Here is a 19,223-nt window from a genome sequence, read left to right on the forward strand (position 1 = left end):
AGAGCGGAGACGAGCCCCCGCTCCACCAAACTATCGCGTTCGAACAACCCGAGTCGTGTTACCCTGCGTTAAAACCTTTACCGCATCACCCACCTGCAAAGGCGCTTTTGGGTTGACGGCCTGAACCACTGAAATATATTTACCGCCATCAAGCCGAATGGTCATTTCAATGCCCTGCTGTGTGGTCAGCTGCTTTTCAGCCCTGCTCCCCAGCACACCACCGGCAACTCCGCCCAGGATAGCCGCAATATCACTGCCTCTGCCACCACCAACACCGGATCCTGCAATACCACCAATGGCTGCACCGGCCACAGTACCCACAGCACCTTCTGTGCCTTCCAGTTTTACATATTGCAGCTCGGAAATAGTGCCAAAACTGACCTGCTGAATTCGCCGGGCCTCACTGCTTGAATAGGTTGTCCCTGTGCTGTCCGTCATACACCCTGACAACAGAGCAAAAGTGATGGGCAATATGGCCCAATAGCGTCTCAAATTCATGTCTTTAACTCCTTTTTGGGTTAACAGGAAAGAGCTTTCCTGTTAACCAACCCAGACTCTCGCGTTCCGGAACATTCTCATCAACGGAGCATCTTCACCCCAGTGTTCCGGATGCCAGCTGTTTTGAACCGTACGGAATACCCGCTCAGGGTGGGGCATCATAATAGTTACCCGGCCATCGGCGGAAGTCAGGCCAGTAATTCCCTGCACCGAGCCGTTGGGGTTGTACGGATAACGTGTGGTGGGCCTGCCCTGGTTATCCACAAACTGCAAAGACACCTGACCACTGTTCGCCAGCCGCTCCAGGTGAGACGGATCGGCAAACTCGGCATGCCCTTCCCCATGAGCGACAGCAATTGGCATACGGGCACCCTCCATCCCCCGGAAGAAGATTGAATGGCTCTTCTGAACCTCAACCATCGCCACCCGGGCCTCAAACTGCTCAGACTGGTTGCGGACAAAGTGAGGCCAGTAGTCAGCACCGGGAATCAGGTCATGCAGATTGGAGAGCATCTGACAGCCGTTGCATACACCCAGGGCAAAACTGTCGCGACGATCGAAGAAGCGGGCAAACTGATCACGGGCCAGTTCATTAAAGAGAATCGACTTGGCCCAGCCTTCTCCAGCCCCCAGAACATCCCCATAAGAGAAGCCACCACAGGCCACCAGACCTTTAAATTCATCCAGAGTGCGTCGACCGGACAGGATATCACTCATGTGCACATCAACCGTTTTGAAACCGGCACGGTCAAAGGCTGCGGCCATTTCTATCTGACCATTGACGCCCTGCTCCCGCAAAATGGCCATGGCTGGACGAACACCGGTGTTGATATAAGGTGCCGCCACATCCAGGGAGATATCGTAAGGTAGAGAGGCATGAAGCCCATCATCATGATCGTCCAGCAGGTTATCAAACTCCTGTCGTGCACACTCTGCGTTGTCCCGCAGCGCCTGAATGCGATAGCTGGTTTCTGCCCACCAGCGCTGGAACTTGATCCGGCTTTCACTGACCAGCTCGGAACCATTGAACCGGAACGATACCCGCTGGCCAGCAGCCAGGGTACCAATGGTGTGAGAACAGGCAGCAAGACCATGCTGAGCCAGGATATCCTTAACAAGACCTTTCTCACGGTGACGCACCTGGATAACGGCACCCAGCTCTTCATTAAACAGAGCTGGCAGAACCATGGACTTGTTGCCAGCCAACTTATCCAGATCAACAGCAATACCGGTATGGCCAGCAAAAGCCATCTCAATCAGGGTGGCAAACAGGCCACCGTCGGAGCGGTCGTGGTAGGCCAGCAGCAGATCCCTATCCATCAGTTCCTGAATGGCATTAAAAAATCCTTTCAGGTCTTCCGGAGAGTTAACGTCCGGTGCCGAGTCGCCTACCTGACCATACACCTGGGCCAGTGCTGAACCACCCAGTCGGTTATGGTCACGGCCAAGGTCAATCAACAGCAGATCAGTATTACCCTGATCCGTCCTCAGTTGGGGCGTCACCGTCTTGCGAATATCCCGGACCGGGGCGAATGCCGAGATAATTAGCGACAGTGGTGAAGTAACACGCTTATCTTCACCATTTTCCTGCCATTGGGTGTTCATGGACATGGAGTCTTTACCCACCGGAATAGCAATACCCAGTGCCGGGCAAAGCTCCATACCCACGGCTTTAACCGTATCAAACAGGTTTTCATCTTCACCGGGATGACCTGCTGCTGCCATCCAGTTGGCCGACAGTTTGATATCGCCGATTTTACCAATACGGGCCGCAGCAATATTAGTGATCGCCTCACCAATCGCCATTCGACCGGAAGCAGGGGCATTGATCAGGGCAAGCGGTGTACGCTCCCCCATGGACATGGCTTCGCCGGTATAGCCCTGAAAAGCCGTTGCGGTCACCGCGCAGTCAGCCACAGGTACCTGCCAGGGGCCCACCATCTGGTCACGATTAACCAGGCCGGTAATGGTTCGGTCGCCAATGGTGATCAGGAAGTTCTTGCTGGCCACCGATGGCAGTTTTAATACCCGCTCCATCGCTTCCAGCAGCTTGATGTCGCTCAGGTCCAGGGGATCACGCTCGAACGACTGACGTTGAATCTCACGGTGCATCCTGGGTGGTTTACCCAGCAGCACATCCAGCGGCATATCCACCGGGTGATTATTGAAGTGGCTGTCATCCAGCAGCAGCCGTTGCTCTTGGGTCGCTTCACCCACCACGGCATAAGGACAGCGTTCCTGCTGACAGATTTCTTCGAAGCGGGGAAGGTCTTCTGCCGCCACCGCCATCACATAGCGTTCCTGGGACTCATTACACCAGAGCGCCAGCGGCGACATGCCCGGTTCATCATTATGAATGGCACGCAACTGAAAGTGACCGCCGCGGCCACCATCACTGACCAGTTCAGGCAGTGCGTTGGATAGTCCACCGGCTCCCACATCGTGAATGAATGCGATGGGGTTCCTGTCCCCCTGCTGCCAGCAACGGTCGATTACCTCCTGGCAACGGCGCTCCATTTCCGGGTTGTCTCGCTGTACACTGGCAAAGTCCAGATCTTCCTGACCTTCACCGGAGGTCATGGACGAGGCCGCGCCGCCGCCCAGGCCAATCTGCATGGCGGGACCGCCCAGGACAATCAGCCTGGCACCCACCGGGATCTCCCCTTTTTCAACGTGCTCAGCTTTGATATTGCCAAGACCACCGGCCAGCATAATGGGCTTGTGATAGCCACGAACCTCATAGCCTGCAACGCCTTTGACACTGGCCTCAAAGGTACGGAAATAGCCACACAGGTTTGGACGACCAAACTCATTATTAAAACCGGCACCGCCCAATGGGCCATCGATCATGATTTCCAGCGGCGAGACAATGCGGTCTGGCTTGCCATAATCCTGTTCCCAGGGCTGTTCGTAGCCGGGAATTTTCAGGTTAGATACGGTAAACCCGGTCAGCCCGGCCTTGGGCCTGGATCCCTTGCCGGTGGCACCTTCATCGCGAATTTCACCACCGGAACCGGTGGCGGCACCCGCCCATGGCGCGATGGCCGTCGGGTGGTTGTGGGTTTCTACCTTCATGAGGATATGAATATCTTCCTCATTAAAACCATATTCACGGCTGTCAGGTTCCGGGTAAAAACGCTTTGCCTGGAAACCTTCAATGACCGAGGCGTTATCTTTATAAGCTGACAGCACCCCTTCACTGTGCAAGGCGTGAGTGTTTCGGATCATCTTGAACAGGGAAAGATCCTGAGCTTCCCCATCAATACTCCAGGAGGCATTAAAAATTTTATGCCGACAGTGTTCCGAGTTCGCCTGGGCAAACATCATCAACTCAACATCCGTAGGATCCCGCTGGAGTTTTTGATAGCTCTCTACCAGATAGTCGATTTCATCCTCAGCCAGTGCCAGGCCCAGGGAAAGATTAGCCGCAGCCAGTGCCTCTTTGCCGCCTTCCAGAACGGACACAGTGGTCATTGGAGCTGGCTCGGACACAGCAAACAGCTTGGTAATTTCACCCTCATCACGGAAGACGGCCTGGGTCATCCGGTCATGGAGCAAATCTGCAATCCGGGTTTCCTGATCCCCCGATAAACGGGCATCCGCAAACACCACAAACCGAACACCTCGCTCGATTCGCTGGATCATACCGAGGCCACAATTGTGAGCAATATCGGATGCTTTACTGGACCAGGGGGAAATCGTACCCGGACGGGGAACCACCAGAAATTCTGCCCTGGAAGAAAAGCTGTCAGGCTCTATCTGTTGAATCTTTGGGCCGTAAGTCAACAGTCTGGCCAGAATATCAGACTGCCTCTCACTCAGACCTTCCGCACAGGACGACTGGATTTTCACATAATGCTGGAATTCAGCAACAACACAGGAGATCTCTGGCACTTGGCTCTGCAGCTGAGCAAGCAGCTTTTGACGGCGGAACTGGGAAAGTGCAGGGGTGCCACGCAGTATCAGCATGTTCTGGTCTGTCCTCGGGCCAATTAACAGCTAGTGAGGAGCTACAGCCCGGATGAGCTAATAATAAACATCAGGAAGCCCGCATGAGTGACTACTTCCTGATTGGATTACAAGCCAGTCCTTATGCTATAGCCTCTCAACACAGGGGGATGATCAAAAGCTGCCTATAATAATCGAAACCGGCCTTCGGAAACCAGCAGTCACCGGCTATTTATCAACAAAAGGCAGCTTTCCTCGCTGTTCACGAATCTGCTGACGGCGAAAACGAAAAAACTCGCTGATCATCGAACTGCATTCATCCTGAAGGACACCTCCGGTAACCTCTACCCGGTGGTTCATCTGAGGCTGCTCAAGAACCCTTGCGGCACTGACAATGGCTCCGGCCTTGGGTTCTGTTGCGCCGTAGATCAGGCGACGAATCCGACTGTGGACAATAGCACCCGCACACATGGTACAGGGCTCCAGCGTAACATAGAGGTCACAATCCATCAGACGGTAGTTGCCAATGGCTGCAGCCGCTGACTGAAGTACCAGAATTTCAGCATGAGCAATGGGATTACAGGATGAAATAGGTTGATTACACGCCCGGGCGATAATCTGACCCTCCTTAACTACGACAGCACCGACGGGAACCTCGCCCAGGGTACGGCCTTTATCAGCTTCCAGCAGGGCTTCTTTCATCCAAATGGTGTCATCAATCACAAACTATCTACCAAACCTGACAATCTTGAGTGATTTGGCATCATGAAGTAAAACGGCAGGCTTTTCATCCCCTGATTTGCGAATTTATTTCAGCTTTTTATGAAATGTGATAATCCGCCGATTAAATCTATGGAATTTTTTCCCATGGCGAATGTCTGAGCTATATATAGTGTCTAAGCTATAAATAGCCTATCAAAAATAAATTGTTCAATTATGAAAAATAAATCACTGGAGGGAAGGGCCTGATGTCTTTCAAGCAGAATGTAGAACAGCATCTACAACACTTTGCCCAGAGCATCGGCCTGGGAGAACTCAAATTAAACGAACACGATGCCTGCGGGTTGTGTTTTGACGATACCCTGATTGTGAACATGGAGTATCTGGAAGATGATGAGGCACTGGTATTTGTTGCTTCTGTCAGACCCATGATTACCCATGACAGTCCGGAGAAAACCACACTGCTGGAAAAAATGTGTTCACTGAACCTCCAGCACCATAGCATGCAGGGTGCCTTTCTGGCTTTGAACCATGACAAAACTGAAGTACTGCTGATTCGCTCCCTGCAGGCTTCCTGCGATTACGGCTTATTTGAGTCCACCCTGGAAAAGTTCGTCAACACTCTGGAATGGTGTGTCAGTGAGCTGGATGAGTCCAAGCAGGACCAGACTTCTTCAACATCCACACCTCCCCGTCCCCAAAGCGGTCCCGGAGGGGCACCCGGAGGCCCGGGCGATATGGGAATGATGGTGTAACTCCCAAAATACTCAATACCATGAAGGGCTTTCACAGCCCTTCTTTTATTTTACGTCCCCTATCTGCATTTATTTTACCAACACCATTTCAGCTCGAAATCATCAGGCCGAAAAGAGAAATAGCAGCCTGTAATGGATTCGGGAATCCTTTATCCAGTTTTTCAGCCACGTATTGAGTAGAGCAACTATACTCTGCCGCGTCTGGATAATAACTCCATGCTGTCAGGGCAGGTAATGCTGCATTTCTGGATATGGAGAGTAGAAGGATCTCGACAGCAGCATATCCATAGCAAGAAAAATAATGGAGGCATCAAGTTGGCTCAAACTTTTAACTATCTCACCAATGCACTGCAAAGTACCGTGGAAAGCGGCAGGCTGATTGATATCCGTGGCCGTGTTACTGAAGTTCAGGGCATGATCATCAAAGCGGCGGTACCTGGTGTCAAAATCGGTGAGCTCTGCGAGCTGGTATCCCCCAATAACCCTGATGACAGTGACCGGAATTCATACGCTGAAGTGGTCGGTTTCCAGGGACATGAGACAGTGCTATCCCCCCTGGGTGAAATTATGGGGATCTCCTCCACCACTGAAGTTATTCCAACCGGCAAAGTACATCATGTAGCTGTTGGCCCTCACCTGCTAGGGCATGTGCTGGACGGTATGGGCAACCCATTAAACCCTGACGCATTTAATGGTATTGAGCCTGAAGCTCATTACCCGGTATATACCGATGCCCCCGACCCTATGACCCGAAGAATTATTGACCACCCCATTCCCCTGGGCGTTAAAGCCATTGATGGCGTTCTAACCTGTGGTGAAGGGCAGAGAATGGGTATCTTTGCAGCGGCCGGTGGTGGTAAGAGTACCCTGTTGTCCATGCTGGTTAAGGGAGCGGAAGTGGATGTTACCGTGCTGGCCCTGATCGGTGAACGGGGACGGGAGCTGCGGGAGTTTATCGAGCACGACCTTGGCCCGGAGGGAGTTAAGAAATCGGTTATTATTGTGGCAACCTCCGACAAATCCTCCATGGAGCGTTCCAAAGCCGCGTACACCGCAACAGCCGTTGCTGAGTTTTTTCGTGATAAAGGCAAACGGGTTCTACTGCTCATGGACTCTGTCACCCGTTTTGCCCGTGCCCAGCGTGAAATCGGACTGGCCGCCGGAGAACCACCGACCCGCCGGGGTTTCCCGCCTTCGGTATTTGCCACCCTCCCCAAGCTGATGGAACGTACCGGGATGTCAGATGTAGGCTCTATTACGGCACTCTATACCGTGCTGGTTGAAGGGGATGACATGACAGAGCCGGTAGCGGATGAAACCCGCTCGATTCTTGATGGTCATATTATTCTCTCCCGAAAGCTGGCCGCATCCGGGCACTACCCGGCGATTGATGTGCTGGCCAGTGCCAGCCGTGTCATGAATGCCATTACTACCGAAGACCACCGGGCGGCGGTCAGTCGGGCAAGAGCCCTGATGTCCAAATATGAAGATATTGAGTTACTGGTAAAAGTCGGGGAATACAAACAGGGTGCTGACCCACTGGCCGACGAGGCAATTCAGAAAATTGAAACCATCCGCTCCTTTCTCAAGCAGAGAACGGATGAACTGATGCCCCTTGACCAGACAATTGCCCAATTACAGCAAATCGTAGGTTACTGAGAAGATGCTGCATGATCTGCTGAAGGTTAAAAATATACGGGAGGAATCGGCTGAACGGGAGGTGAAGCGCTGTCAGCATGAGCTGGATCTTGCCCATCAGGAGGTCGAACAACGCAAGCAGGAAGTGGCACAACGTCAAAAGGATCTGGAAGAGTATATTGTATGGCGCAGTCAAGAAGAACAGCGGCTATACGATAATATTATGAACACCAGTGTTCAGCAGCATGATCTGGATCTGCTGAAGCAGAAAGTTGCCATGTTACGGGAGAAAGATGCCTCTCTGGAACAGGCCATTGCCGATGCAGAACAACGGGTGGTAGAAGCACAACAACAGGTAGTCAAAGCGGAGCAGATCCTGGAAGAAGCGAGACAGGCTCACTTTAAAGCCAAGATGGCTGTGGAGAAGTTTGAGGAGTTCTGCAAGGTTCAGGATGAAGAGGCTGAGAAAGAGGCCAAACGTCTTGAAGATCTGGAAATGGAAGAATTTACCGTTAAATCCAAGGAATAGGAGTTAATCATCATGTCAACGCACGGCGTGAATCAAACCAACACTCAGCCAACTCCACCCCCGCAACAGAATGATGCTAACCAGCAAAGTCGCAATGTATCCGATAAGCAGGCTAACGACTTTGCGGATCGCATGGCAAAAGAAAAGCGTGGCAAAGAGAAAAAAACGGGTGGCGATAAGGAGCAAAGCCTGGAAAGTCTGGAAAGCCTGCTGGCCGAGCGGAACAAAAGTTCTAAGAATGCCATCAGGGGACGCCAGGAAAAAGGTTCTCGCGAAGGTTCTCAGGAAGAGAAGAGCAATGAGAACATGTTCAAGAATACCCGCGAAGACACCTCTGAGCAGGTCATGGTCAATAACACCCAGAACCCGATTAAAGCCGATACCCAGCTTCAGACCCAGATTCGTGAGATCCAGCAGACCAGTAGCGTAAAAGAAGTTGATACGGCACTTCAGAAGATGGCCGATCAAATACAGGTTTCTGCCAAGGATGCGGTGAATGGGGCTGAGGTTCGCATATCCCTGAAAGACAATGTGCTGCCGGGTACCGAGATCAGAATCCAGAGACACGGTGGCGAGTTGACAGTCACCATGAACACCACATCAGCAGAAGCTGGAAATTTTCTGGCCCAGCATGAAGCCAACCTGCAGAAAATGCTGGCTGAGCGATTTTCCAACGACAAGGTTCAGGTAAATATCAACATGTCAGGTGGCGATAACCAGGACAGTGATGGTCGCTCCCGTAACCAGTACGCGGCAGAAGATGATAACGACCAGAACTCTTCCAGAAACGACCGGGCATAGGTTGAACCATGGCAGCAGAAACTCTTGATCTACCCTCTGTCTCACCGTCGCAGCTGCTGCTTGGCCAAATCCTCAGCAACCGCCAGACAGAGCTTGCACTGCCGGTTAATGAGGACAGGTGGGACATTTCCCTGGGCAGTATCGCCCCGGAAACCATGCCTGCTATCTGCATGCAGCTGGAAATCAATCACCAGCCCGTTTCTCTGTACACCGGCAGTGCCTTCATTGACCTGATCATGCCGGACAATCTGAACAGCAAGATACTGCTGAAACTGCCAAAAGACTTGATGCTGGCCGCCCTGGGAAACAGGCTGCAAAACCTGCTGGAGCATCTGATGCAGGGGATTGGCATTGCCATCCAGTTCACCGACCTGGCACCGAATAAAGATAAATCAAAGCGTGCAGAACTGGCGATGAATATCCGGATAGGCGGTACACAGTACCCCATTTACCTGGAAACCACGCCCATTGTTTTTGAGCTGCTCAAACTGCTGCCCACTCATATCCGGGAGCAATCCACCGATATACCTATCTGGGCAGGTCTTGAACTTGGACGGGCAAAACTGTCTAAAGAGGAAACCAGCGCCCTGGGTGTCGGTGACATTGTATTTTTTAATTACCACGTCACCGGACAGCAGCTGATTATCAGAGTTAACCCGGATACGGCTTTCATCGGGGAAGCAGAGGGTTCTCACATCACCATCAAGCACAGGATGGACTCAATGGAAGACGATCAAATGCATCATGAACAGGAGCCTATCGACCTGTCAGATATTGAGATTGACCTGGTATTCGAAGTGGGGCGACAGCAGTTCACCGCACAGGAAGTCCAGTCTCTTCAGCCTGGCCATGTGTTTGAGCTGGATCGTCCCATCGAACAACCGGTTAAGGTTCGTGCCGGCGGCAAATTGATTGCCGAGTGCCAGCTGGTACAAATAAATAATCGACTGGGTGCACGTATTACCAGAATTGTCGACTGACTGACTACCTAAACAACAAAGTCTCTTGTTCATACTCTGAGACTGGAAAAGGCGACTATGGAAAGCGGCGCAATTACTCTTACCAGTCCATTTTATCTGATGATCCCACTGGCGCTGATGGCGCTGGTGCCCTTTCTTGCGGTGATGGGTACATCCTTCCTGAAACTGGTGGTGGTATTTTCCATTCTCAGAAACGCTACCGGTCTGCAGCAGATTCCTCCCAATATCGCCATGAATGCCCTGGCTATTATCCTGACACTGTACATCATGGCACCGGTAGGTTTTGAGGCATGGGATATCGCGCAAGAGGAGAATATCAGCTTTCAGGGTGAAGACAGTAAAGAATTGATAAATAACATGGAACTGCTGATAGCACCCTATCGGGACTTCCTGAAAAAAAATACCACGGAGCGGGAAAGAAACTTCTTTCTGAAAACCGCAAGAATATTGTGGCCAAAGGCGTACCAGGCACAACTGAGCGCAGATGACCTGGTGGTTCTGATGCCGTCCTACTGTATCACTGAACTGACCAAGGCGTTCGAGATTGGCTTTCTGCTCTATTTGCCGTTTATCGTTATTGACCTGATCGTCTCTAACATCCTTCTCGCTATGGGTATGATGATGGTGTCACCCATGACCATATCCCTGCCCTTCAAGCTCTTGCTGTTCGTACTGCTGGATGGCTGGACCCGGCTAATCCACGGACTGGTGCTAAGTTATGCATGACCCGCATATACTGACACTCACAGCCCAGGCACTCTGGCTGACACTGTTACTGTCCATGCCTCCTATCATCGCGGCATCGGCGGTTGGTCTGCTTATCAGTTTGATTCAGGCACTGACCCAGATTCAGGAACAGACACTGCCATTTGCCTTCAAACTCGTCGCGGTCATTATCAGTATCTTCCTGACATCCCGCTGGATGGGTATCGAGGTCTATAACTTCTCAGTGGCTGTGATGGATATGTTCGAAAGGCTCTGACCATGATCCTGCCCATTGATGATCTGAAAGAGTGGTTTTACATCCTGTCAATGGGGATGCCCCGCATCGTTGCCATGTTTACCGTTCTGCCCATGCTGCACAAGCGGAACCTTGGCGGGTCCATGATTCGTAACGGCATCTGCATGAGCCTGGTGCTGTTCATGCACCCCATGCTGTCTGAGGCCAAACCCGACGAAACACTGTCAATCTACGACACCGGTGGCATCGTGATCAAAGAAGTCTTTATCGGTGCCATCATGGGGTTCGTCCTGGCGATCCCATTCTGGGCCATGGAAGCTGCCGGTTTTTTTATTGATAACCAGCGGGGTGCTTCCATGGCCAGTACCCTCAACCCGTTTTCCGGCGCGGAAACCTCCCCGATGGGCATCCTGTTCAGCCAGGCCTTTATTGCTATGATCATGACCAGTGGGCTGTTTCTATTGATGCTGGAAAGCATGATGCTCACCTATCAGGTCTGGCCAGTATTCAGCTACTTCCCAAATATCAATCAGGACGCAGTAACGTTTTTCCTTGGCCAGTTTGACCTGATTATCAAACTGTCCATGTGGCTCTCCGCGCCGGTCATCATCTGCATGTTTATTACCGAATTTGGCATTGCCCTGATCAGCCGGGCGGCTCCCCAGCTGAACGTATTCATCCTGGCCATGCCCATTAAATCTGGCGTTGCCCTTGCTATTCTGGTGGTTTACATAGGAACCATTCTGGAATTATCCCAAAAGCACATGATGGGAATCCCTGAGATGTTTGAATCATTGGGAGTGATCTGGAAATGAGTGCAGAAAAAACCGAACAGCCCACCCCCAAAAAACTCCGCGATGCACGGCAAAAAGGCCAGGTTGCCAAAAGTAAAGAAGTATCCGGCACCTTTAACCTTATCGCGGTACTGGCAACGCTCTGGTACATGAGTGACACCTTTATTGACAAGATCAAGCAGATGGTGGTGTTTCCCACGTTGAGCTACAACGAACCCTTTGAAGTCTCTTTCAAAATCGTTACCCACGGTATTCTCAGTTTAACCATGGATCTGCTGATTCCCCTGGTCGCCGTCTCCATGTTTTCTGCCATTATCGGCAACGTCATGCAGTTTGGCCTGCTGTTTGCGCCTGAAGGTATAAAACCGGATATTGGAAAAATCAGCCCGGTCGGCGGGCTGAAAAAGATTTTCGCCATGAAAAACCTTGTGGAGTTTTTCAAGTCGGTGATCAAAATCCTGTTTCTGTCATTTGTTGTGTATTACGTCATTTACAGCAGTGTGGGCGACATGGTTGACATGCCCTATTGCGGCACTTCATGCATATTACCGGTCGCTGCCCATCTGATTAAAAAGCTGCTGCTCTACGCCATGGTTGCTTTCGTGATAATTGCCATCCTCGACTATATGTTTGAGCGCTACAACTTTATGAAACAGAACCGGATGAGCAAGGATGAGGTCAAACGGGAGCATAAAGAGAGTGAAGGTAGCCCGGAAATCAAAGGTAAGCGGAAGGAAATTCATCAGGAAATACTCAACCAGGCGGAAAACACCGGAAAATCAGACGTTGTTATTAAAAACCCGACCCATCTGGCCATTGGTTTGCAGTACCGCCAGGGTAAGACGCCACTGCCCGTTGTCACGGTTAAAGGTCGTGGTGGTCATGCCCGGTTTATTATCAAAATTGCTGAAAAAGAAGGCATTCCTGTTCTTGAAAACGTACCACTGGCTCATGCCCTGTTTCATCTAAACATTGCCGATTTTATACCCTGCGAGCTGATTGAGCCCGTTGCCGAAGTATTCCGCTGGGTACAGGAAATTAAAGAGCAGGAAAATGAGGGAGAGTCGCCTGGCGAATAGCAAGTAGTTCACCAAATGACATCATATTTTATCCTCTCCCTTCCCGTATCAAAGCTTTGATCAGCAGGTCGACAACCTCCCACTGCCTGTTCTGTGCTGCAAACATCAGGGCACTGATGCCATTTTCCATACCGGCATTGAGCTCAGCGCCCTTATCGATCAACAGCCTGACAGTCTCCACGTGTCCATTCCGGGATGCAAACATCAGGGCAGTGGCACCATTGCCCATGCGTACATTGACCTTGGCGTCACTGTCGATCAACAGCTCGGCAACATCCCGATACCCACTCTCGCATGCCGACATCAAGGCAGTAAAACCGTCGCTCCTAACAGCATTGACCTCAGTGCCGATGTCGATCAGCAGCTCGGCGACCTCACGATGCCCGCGCAGGGACGCCAACATGAGTGCGGTGGTACCATTTTCTAAAACAACATCGACCTCAGCCCCCCTGTCGATCAACAGCCTGACAATCTCCACATGCCCATTCTGAGATGCAAACATCAGGGCAGTGAGGCCAGTGTGCATAACGGTATTGACGTCAGCACCCCTGTCAATCAGCAACCTGGCAACCTCCCGGTGTCCTTTCTCGCATGCAAACATCAGGGCAGTGGAACCATCATCCATGGCAACATCGATTTCAGAGTTGTTGTCAATCAACAGCCGGGCAACCTCCTGGTGCCCATTCCGGGATGCCGACATCAGAGGAGTGAAACCGTCGGGCATACAGACATTGACAGAAGCGCCCTTGTCGATCAACAGCCAGACAATTTCACTGTGGCCGCCCCGGGACGCAAACATCAGGGCAGTGAAGTCATCGTTGTTACTGGCGTTGATTTCGGCCCCCCTGCTGATCAGCAGCTCAGTGGTGCCCAACTGCCCTTTCATGGCTGCCAACATCAAGGCATTGATGCCATCAACCATACAGGCATTGACCTCAGCTCCCCTGACGATCAACAGCCTGGCGACCTCCCGCTGCCCGTTCTCCGATGCCGACATCAGGGCAGTCAAGCCACTGTCAGTTACAGCATCGACCTCAGCGCCACTTTCGATCAACAACTCCGCGACCTCACACCACCCGCTCTCTGATGCCAATATCAAAGCAGTGGAACCATCTTCCATACTGTCATTGACATCAGCACCGTTGCCGATCAACAGCACGGCGACCTCCCGGTGTCCGTTCCGGGATGCCGACATCAGGCAAGTCAAGCCATTATCCACCCTGGCACTGACATCTGCACCTTTGTGAATCAGCAGCGCAGCGACCTCCCACTGCCCGCTCCAGGATGCCGACATCAGGACAGTGTAACCACCGTCCATACTGTCGTTGACCTCAGCACCGCTGTTGACCAGCAGTTTAACGATCTCCCAATGCCCGTTCCTGGCTGCAAATATCACGGCATTGGCACCATCATCCATCCTGGCTTTAACATCAGCGAACCTGCCGATCAGCAGCCGGACAATCTCCAGATGCCCATTCCGGGATGCCAACATCAGGGCAGTCAAGCCATCTTCACTGACGGCATTGACCTCAGCATCGCGGTCAATCAGCAGTTCAGCGACCTCACGCTTCCCGTACAGGGATGCCGACATCAGGACAGTCAAGCCATTGTCTGCACGGGCATTGACGTCTGCGCCGTTACCGATCAGCAGCCTGGCAACCTTACGGTACCCGTTATTGGCTGCCAGCTTCAGGGCTGTTGAGCCATCATCCATAACGGCATTGACCTCAGCACCATTGTCGATCAGCAACTCAGCGGTCTCGCAATGCCCGTTCCCGGATGCCAACATCAGGGCTGTGGAGCCATTTTCCATAGCGGCATTAACCTTAGCCCCCCTATTGATCATTAGCCTGGCAGCCTCCACATGCCCTTTATCGGATGCCGACATCAGGGCTGTCCAGCCATTGAGATTGTCGGCATTGCTCCGGCAGACATTGACCTCAGCTCCCCTGTCCATCAGCAGTACGATGATCTCCCGGTGCCCCCTGCTGGCTGCCAGCATCAGGGCAGTGGTGCCTTTGTTGGTAACGGCATTGATGTCAGCGCCGTTGTTGATCAGCAGGTTGGCGATCTCCCGGCTCCCAATCAGGGATGCTGACATCAGGGCTGTGATACCTTTGTCCGTAACGGCATTGACGTCAGCACCGCTGTCGATCAGCAGCCTTGCGATCTCAAGGCGCCCGTTCTGGGATGCCCATATCAGGGCGGTTAAGTCATGCTCCATAGGAACATTAACATTAACCCCTTGTAGCAACCGGGAACGAATCAAAGACTGATCCCCACGAATACAGGCGTAAAAAAATATCGGATCAGGGAAGTGTTCATCCCGGTAATATTCACCGTTATGCTCATTCACCAGAGGCATCGGATTATTCTGACAAGCCGCGCACTTACGTGTACCGAGCAGTTCTTTGGCAAAATCCCTCGAAACACGATCCAGATCAAAGCGGTGCCCGCACCGGGTATTTACGAACACGGGTACTGCGTCACGTCCATGAAAAGCCCCATGGCCAGTGGAACCAGAAGCCTCATCCGACGACCCGGAGACCTCCATGGGAACGGAGGATGAATAATCGGAAGTGACATCCATAGAACAAATACCCGCATGTGTTAATAAGTGACAGGGTTAGATGAACAATAAACAAAAAAATTCAATGCAATAACAACTGTTTAAAGGCGTTGGGAACACAGGCTGGCTTGATTCTGCCTCTGGGAGCCTACGTTCAGTCCTCCTTCCTGGCCAGGGCAGCTCTCAGGACTTGCAGGCTGGCGATATTATTGCTCCCAGCAGCGATGGACAGCGCGGTGAGACCATCCGTAGTCCGGGCGTTGAGATATGCACCTGCCGCAATCAGGGCTTGCAGGCAGGCGATGTTATTGGTCTCGGCAGCGACCATCAGAGGAGTACTCCCATCATCCGTGCAGACAATGTTAGGATCCGCCCCGGCTGAGATCAGGGCTTGCAGGCAGGCGATGTTATTCTCCTCGGCAGCAATGTAAAGTGGTGTGGCACCATCATCCGTGCAGGCAATGTCGGGATCCGCCCCGGCAATGAGCAGGGCAAGCAGGCAGTCGATGTTATTGTTCTGGGCAGCAATGTACAGCGGGGTAGCACCATCTGTATTTCGGGCGGTGTTAAGCTCCACCCCGGCAGTAATAAGGGCTTTCAGGCAGGCGATGTGATTGTCCTGGGCAGCAATGAACAACGGGGTGGTGCCCGAATTCAGGGCTGCGTTGAAATCTGCCCCGGCAGTGATCAGGGCTTGCAGGCAGGCGATGTTATTTTTCTGGACAGCGATGAACAGCGGGGTGGCACCCGAAGTCCGGGCGGCATTGAGATCCGCCCCGGCAAGGATCAGGGCTTGCAGGCAGGCGATATGATTGTGCTCGGCAGCGATAAACAGCGGAGTAGTATTCGGAGTCCGGGTGGCGTTGAGATCGGCCCCGGCAGCGATCAGGGCTTGCAGGCAGGCAATGTAATTATTCTGGGCAGCGGTGAATAGCGAGGTGGCACCTGAAGTCATGGCGGCATTGAGCTTTGCCCCTGCTGCGATCAGGGCTCTCAGGCAGGCGATGCTATTCTGCTGGGCAGCAATCAACAACGGGGTGGTACCATCCGAAATCCTGGCGACATCAAGCCCTGCCCCGGCAGTGATCAGAGCTTGCAGGCAGGCGATGTGATTCTTCTGGGCAGCGATGAACAGCGGGGTAACACCTGTATTCAGGGCAGCATTGAGCTCCGCCCCGGCAGTGATCAGGGCTTGCAGGCAGGCGATGTTATTGTTCTGGGCAGCAATGTACAGCGGGGTGGCACCCTCCGGACCCTGAGTGGCATTGAGTTTCGCCCCGGCAGCCATCAGGAGGCGCAGGCAAGCGGTGCTATTGTGACAGGCAGCGATGAACAGTGGTGTGGCACCCGAAGCCAAGGTGACGTTGAGATCCGCCCCGGCAGCCAACAGGGCTTGCAGGCAGGCGGTGTTATTGTCCTGGGCAGCGATTAACAGAGGGGTGGCACCATCCGCAGACCGGACCGTATTGGGATCCGCCCCGGAAGCCATCAGGGCTTGCAGGCAGGCGACGTTATTGTTCTGGGCAGCGACGATCATTAGATTAACTTGCTGCCCAGTAACAGCAGACCTGAACGTTTTCCGGGCAGTGCTGGGGTCCAGCCTCAAAAGCGCGGTTAATTTCTCGACATCACCAGTACGACAGGCTTGCAGTGGGAGGGCTTCGCAGAAGGGTGAGTCCTCATAAACACAGGCACCGGCCTCCCGTACCAGCGGCAACACTGCCTGGCGACAAATGCAACAGGTCCCTTGCCCGAATCCGGAACCGATCCATCTCGAAATACAGTCCAGATCAAACCTGTGCCCGCATTTGGTTTTGACGACAACGGGTACCACACTACGGCCATGGAAATCCTCTTTGCAAATGGAACACTCATCATCACTGAATGACCCTGAAGTATCAGTGGATACAGGATAAGAGTAACAGCCAACGGCATTCATAAAACAGTCGTATTGGTAAATGGTTGAAAAAGCCTGGAGAAAAAGGATAAACAATAATTCAATATAAATAGCTGCCGCTGGTAAAGAAAAATTCCGAGAGCTTTATTACGACGAAAGTATTATAAATTTAATTACAGGAGTGATCAGGAACAAACGATGTTAATCTGTCATCGTAATCTTCAAGCTGTTATTTTCCATATTAATAATCTATCGTCGTTTACAATCTAAACAGACGAATTACCCCTTCTGAGCATGGTAAGAATATTCAGCGAAGAGTCTGGCATTAAAACGACAGTATTTGATTAAATGGTAGTTGAAGAAACCATTGATCTTTGTTTTAACCCGGATATTTCATAAACTGCCCCGAATCTTGCGCACGATCACATGGATGTGGGAGATAGGGCAACGCAGGATGCCAAAGCCGGGGACTTTGTTGCTCTGGGGGATTTGTGAGGGAGCGCCGTGCAGGGCAGTCTATTCCCGGACCTGTAGCCTTCCTGCACTGGTGAATGGGCTGACCGGTGATTGGTATGCTTTTCAACCATTTGCTGGAGTAGCACCGGTCGACCCAATACTTCTACTGAAAAAATCAGTGAGCACCTGCCTGGTTCCCTCCATCGGATATAATGTTTGCGGGTCCGATGCGATGATGGGTGACAGCAGCTGATGCGTTTCTTTATCAAAGTACCGTCCCGGCCTGCCACTCTCTGTCCAGTATAATTGATCCGAGAGAGTGCCTGAAACGAATCTACGGTTATCCTTATCAATATACTGCACAATATCACTCAGAAAACGCAGGGTCATGATGGTATCCGGAATCAACTTTGACTCTACCCAACAGCAGATACTCAGTTGCTGTGTCAGATCTGCTCCCCATGTGACAGGGCATGTCTTCAGCTCACTTTCCTGATCAGATAAAGCATAATGGATCAACCGCCGGGAAACAGAACTATAGTTTTCATTCCATCTACGGGGGTGCGTTGCCAGCAGAAATGGTAAAACGGACAACTCTTCATATTTCATTGCATAGCTACACGCTAACTGGTCATCCAGTGCTTTTATGTGGTTGTTGTAACTGCCAAAGCGATGGCTATGGCGGTTTATTTGATCCGTAAATGACACCATCAAATGACTGATTCTCTCCATGGTTCCGGTATTGCGAGTATGTAATGCGTCAAGCCAGATTTCCCTCACCAGACGGAAAAAGACCGGATAATCCAGGTACGCGTTTCGACTGATTACCGGAAAATCTGCAGGCAGATTTCTAATCAGGGCCTGATACTTTGGGGCACTCTCTTTGAAAGCACGTCGAAAGTCATCATCAGAAAAATCCTTGAACTCCCCGGGATCAAAACATGCCCAAAGATCAGGGTGAACCTTTGGATGAAGACCCTCGTATTGATCGTCAGGACTGTTGCAAACCTGCATGGCAGACCTGAAATCACACAAAATATCCACACCTCTGCCAACTTTCAAAACTGGCCACCCATAGCGGATATAGATTGCTGATTCCTTCAGTGACTCTGGCCACTGGCTGACAATCTCAGCCACTTTTTGCCGGTCTGGCCACGCAGCGGAGAAATGTTGGTTAAATTCGCAGTGCACACGTTTTTTAAGTGACTGGGCGAAATCCATAACCTGACTTGCCAGACGGAGCTTGCTATTAGTGCCGGGAGTGTTGTCAACTGCCTCATCAAGGCTGTTCAGTATGGTGGTGATATCAACACGTCTGTCAGTCAGCTCCTGAAGAATGCGATCTACCGTCAGTGGTTCGGTTGACCGTTGCTGCAATGTTTTTTCTGCGGCGCAGATATCCTGGTCAGAATACCCCTGATACTTCAATTGCAGACGCTCAGATAATGCAAGGGTGGCGTGCCGTGCGTCGAAGCTTGCTACGTCTGCAGAACAGGCGGCTTGCTGATCTGGCGGCAACGGTAATTGATCGGCTGTGACAACAGGTTGTGAAGCGGATGGTAATGGTGACCCGGTAGGATAAGTCATAAGTAAACACC

15 protein-coding genes are annotated in these 19,223 nt (G+C 51.9%); 9 read left to right on the forward strand and 6 right to left on the reverse strand.

Going from position 1 to position 19,223, the window contains the following annotated elements:
- Nucleotides 1–30: 30 nt before the first annotated feature.
- From J7439_RS14860 to tadA, 3 genes are all read right to left on the reverse strand, one after another.
- A complete protein-coding gene (locus J7439_RS14860) occupies nt 31–498 on the reverse strand; it encodes an outer membrane lipoprotein (RefSeq protein ID WP_209202771.1) in 468 nt (155 codons plus the stop codon).
- 42 nt (nt 499–540) lie between these two features.
- Nucleotides 541–4,467: a phosphoribosylformylglycinamidine synthase gene (purL, locus tag J7439_RS14865; protein WP_209202772.1), complete on the reverse strand. Its 3,927-nt coding sequence runs from the start codon at nt 4,465–4,467 to the stop codon at nt 541–543.
- 207 nt (nt 4,468–4,674) lie between these two features.
- Nucleotides 4,675–5,169, reverse strand: a complete 495-nt coding sequence (gene tadA, locus J7439_RS14870) for a tRNA adenosine(34) deaminase TadA (protein ID WP_502950424.1) — start codon at nt 5,167–5,169, stop codon at nt 4,675–4,677.
- Nucleotides 5,170–5,414: 245 nt separating this feature from the next.
- Here tadA and J7439_RS14875 point away from each other — a divergent pair, with 245 nt between their 5' ends.
- From J7439_RS14875 to sctU, 9 genes are all read left to right on the forward strand, one after another.
- Nucleotides 5,415–5,921, forward strand: a complete 507-nt coding sequence (locus J7439_RS14875) for a type III secretion system chaperone (protein ID WP_101748737.1) — start codon at nt 5,415–5,417, stop codon at nt 5,919–5,921.
- 315 nt (nt 5,922–6,236) lie between these two features.
- Complete coding sequence (sctN, locus tag J7439_RS14880; RefSeq protein ID WP_257296302.1) at nt 6,237–7,580, forward strand: type III secretion system ATPase SctN; 1,344 nt, start codon at nt 6,237–6,239, stop codon at nt 7,578–7,580.
- A 4-nt stretch (nt 7,581–7,584) separates the two neighbouring features.
- The gene (sctO, locus tag J7439_RS14885) at nt 7,585–8,088 is read left to right on the forward strand and encodes a type III secretion system stalk subunit SctO (RefSeq protein WP_209202774.1); all 504 of its coding nucleotides are present in this window, start codon (nt 7,585–7,587) and stop codon (nt 8,086–8,088) included.
- Between the two features lie 12 nt (nt 8,089–8,100).
- Nucleotides 8,101–8,889, forward strand: coding sequence for a type III secretion HpaP family protein (locus J7439_RS14890; RefSeq protein ID WP_209202775.1), 789 nt, complete (start codon nt 8,101–8,103; stop codon nt 8,887–8,889).
- An 8-nt stretch (nt 8,890–8,897) separates the two neighbouring features.
- Complete coding sequence (gene sctQ / locus J7439_RS14895; protein ID WP_209202776.1) at nt 8,898–9,869, forward strand: type III secretion system cytoplasmic ring protein SctQ; 972 nt, start codon at nt 8,898–8,900, stop codon at nt 9,867–9,869.
- A gap of 57 nt (nt 9,870–9,926) precedes the next feature.
- Complete coding sequence (gene sctR / locus J7439_RS14900) at nt 9,927–10,595, forward strand: type III secretion system export apparatus subunit SctR (RefSeq protein WP_209202777.1); 669 nt, start codon at nt 9,927–9,929, stop codon at nt 10,593–10,595.
- The gene (gene sctS, locus J7439_RS14905; RefSeq protein ID WP_101748640.1) at nt 10,588–10,851 is read left to right on the forward strand and encodes a type III secretion system export apparatus subunit SctS; all 264 of its coding nucleotides are present in this window, start codon (nt 10,588–10,590) and stop codon (nt 10,849–10,851) included. The genes sctR and sctS overlap by 8 nt, the downstream gene beginning before the upstream one ends.
- A 2-nt stretch (nt 10,852–10,853) precedes the next feature.
- Nucleotides 10,854–11,645 carry a type III secretion system export apparatus subunit SctT gene (gene sctT, locus J7439_RS14910; RefSeq protein ID WP_209202778.1) on the forward strand — a complete coding sequence of 264 codons (792 nt, stop codon included), beginning with the start codon at nt 10,854–10,856 and terminating at the stop codon, nt 11,643–11,645.
- Nucleotides 11,642–12,703: a type III secretion system export apparatus subunit SctU gene (sctU, locus tag J7439_RS14915; protein ID WP_209202779.1), complete on the forward strand. Its 1,062-nt coding sequence runs from the start codon at nt 11,642–11,644 to the stop codon at nt 12,701–12,703. The genes sctT and sctU overlap by 4 nt, the downstream gene beginning before the upstream one ends.
- Nucleotides 12,704–12,731: 28 nt before the next feature.
- On the opposite strand, the gene J7439_RS14920 is transcribed toward sctU, so the two are convergent.
- From J7439_RS14920 to J7439_RS14930, 3 genes are all read right to left on the reverse strand, one after another.
- Complete coding sequence (locus J7439_RS14920; protein ID WP_209202780.1) at nt 12,732–15,293, reverse strand: ankyrin repeat domain-containing protein; 2,562 nt, start codon at nt 15,291–15,293, stop codon at nt 12,732–12,734.
- Between the two features lie 133 nt (nt 15,294–15,426).
- Complete coding sequence (locus J7439_RS14925; protein ID WP_209202781.1) at nt 15,427–17,211, reverse strand: ankyrin repeat domain-containing protein; 1,785 nt, start codon at nt 17,209–17,211, stop codon at nt 15,427–15,429.
- Nucleotides 17,212–17,748: 537 nt separating this feature from the next.
- Nucleotides 17,749–19,212: a hypothetical protein gene (locus J7439_RS14930; RefSeq protein ID WP_209202782.1), complete on the reverse strand. Its 1,464-nt coding sequence runs from the start codon at nt 19,210–19,212 to the stop codon at nt 17,749–17,751.
- Nucleotides 19,213–19,223 lie beyond the last annotated feature (11 nt).

The sequence above is a fragment of the Salinisphaera sp. G21_0 genome (assembly GCF_017744115.1).
Taxonomy (GTDB): domain Bacteria; phylum Pseudomonadota; class Gammaproteobacteria; order Pseudomonadales; family Endozoicomonadaceae; genus Endozoicomonas.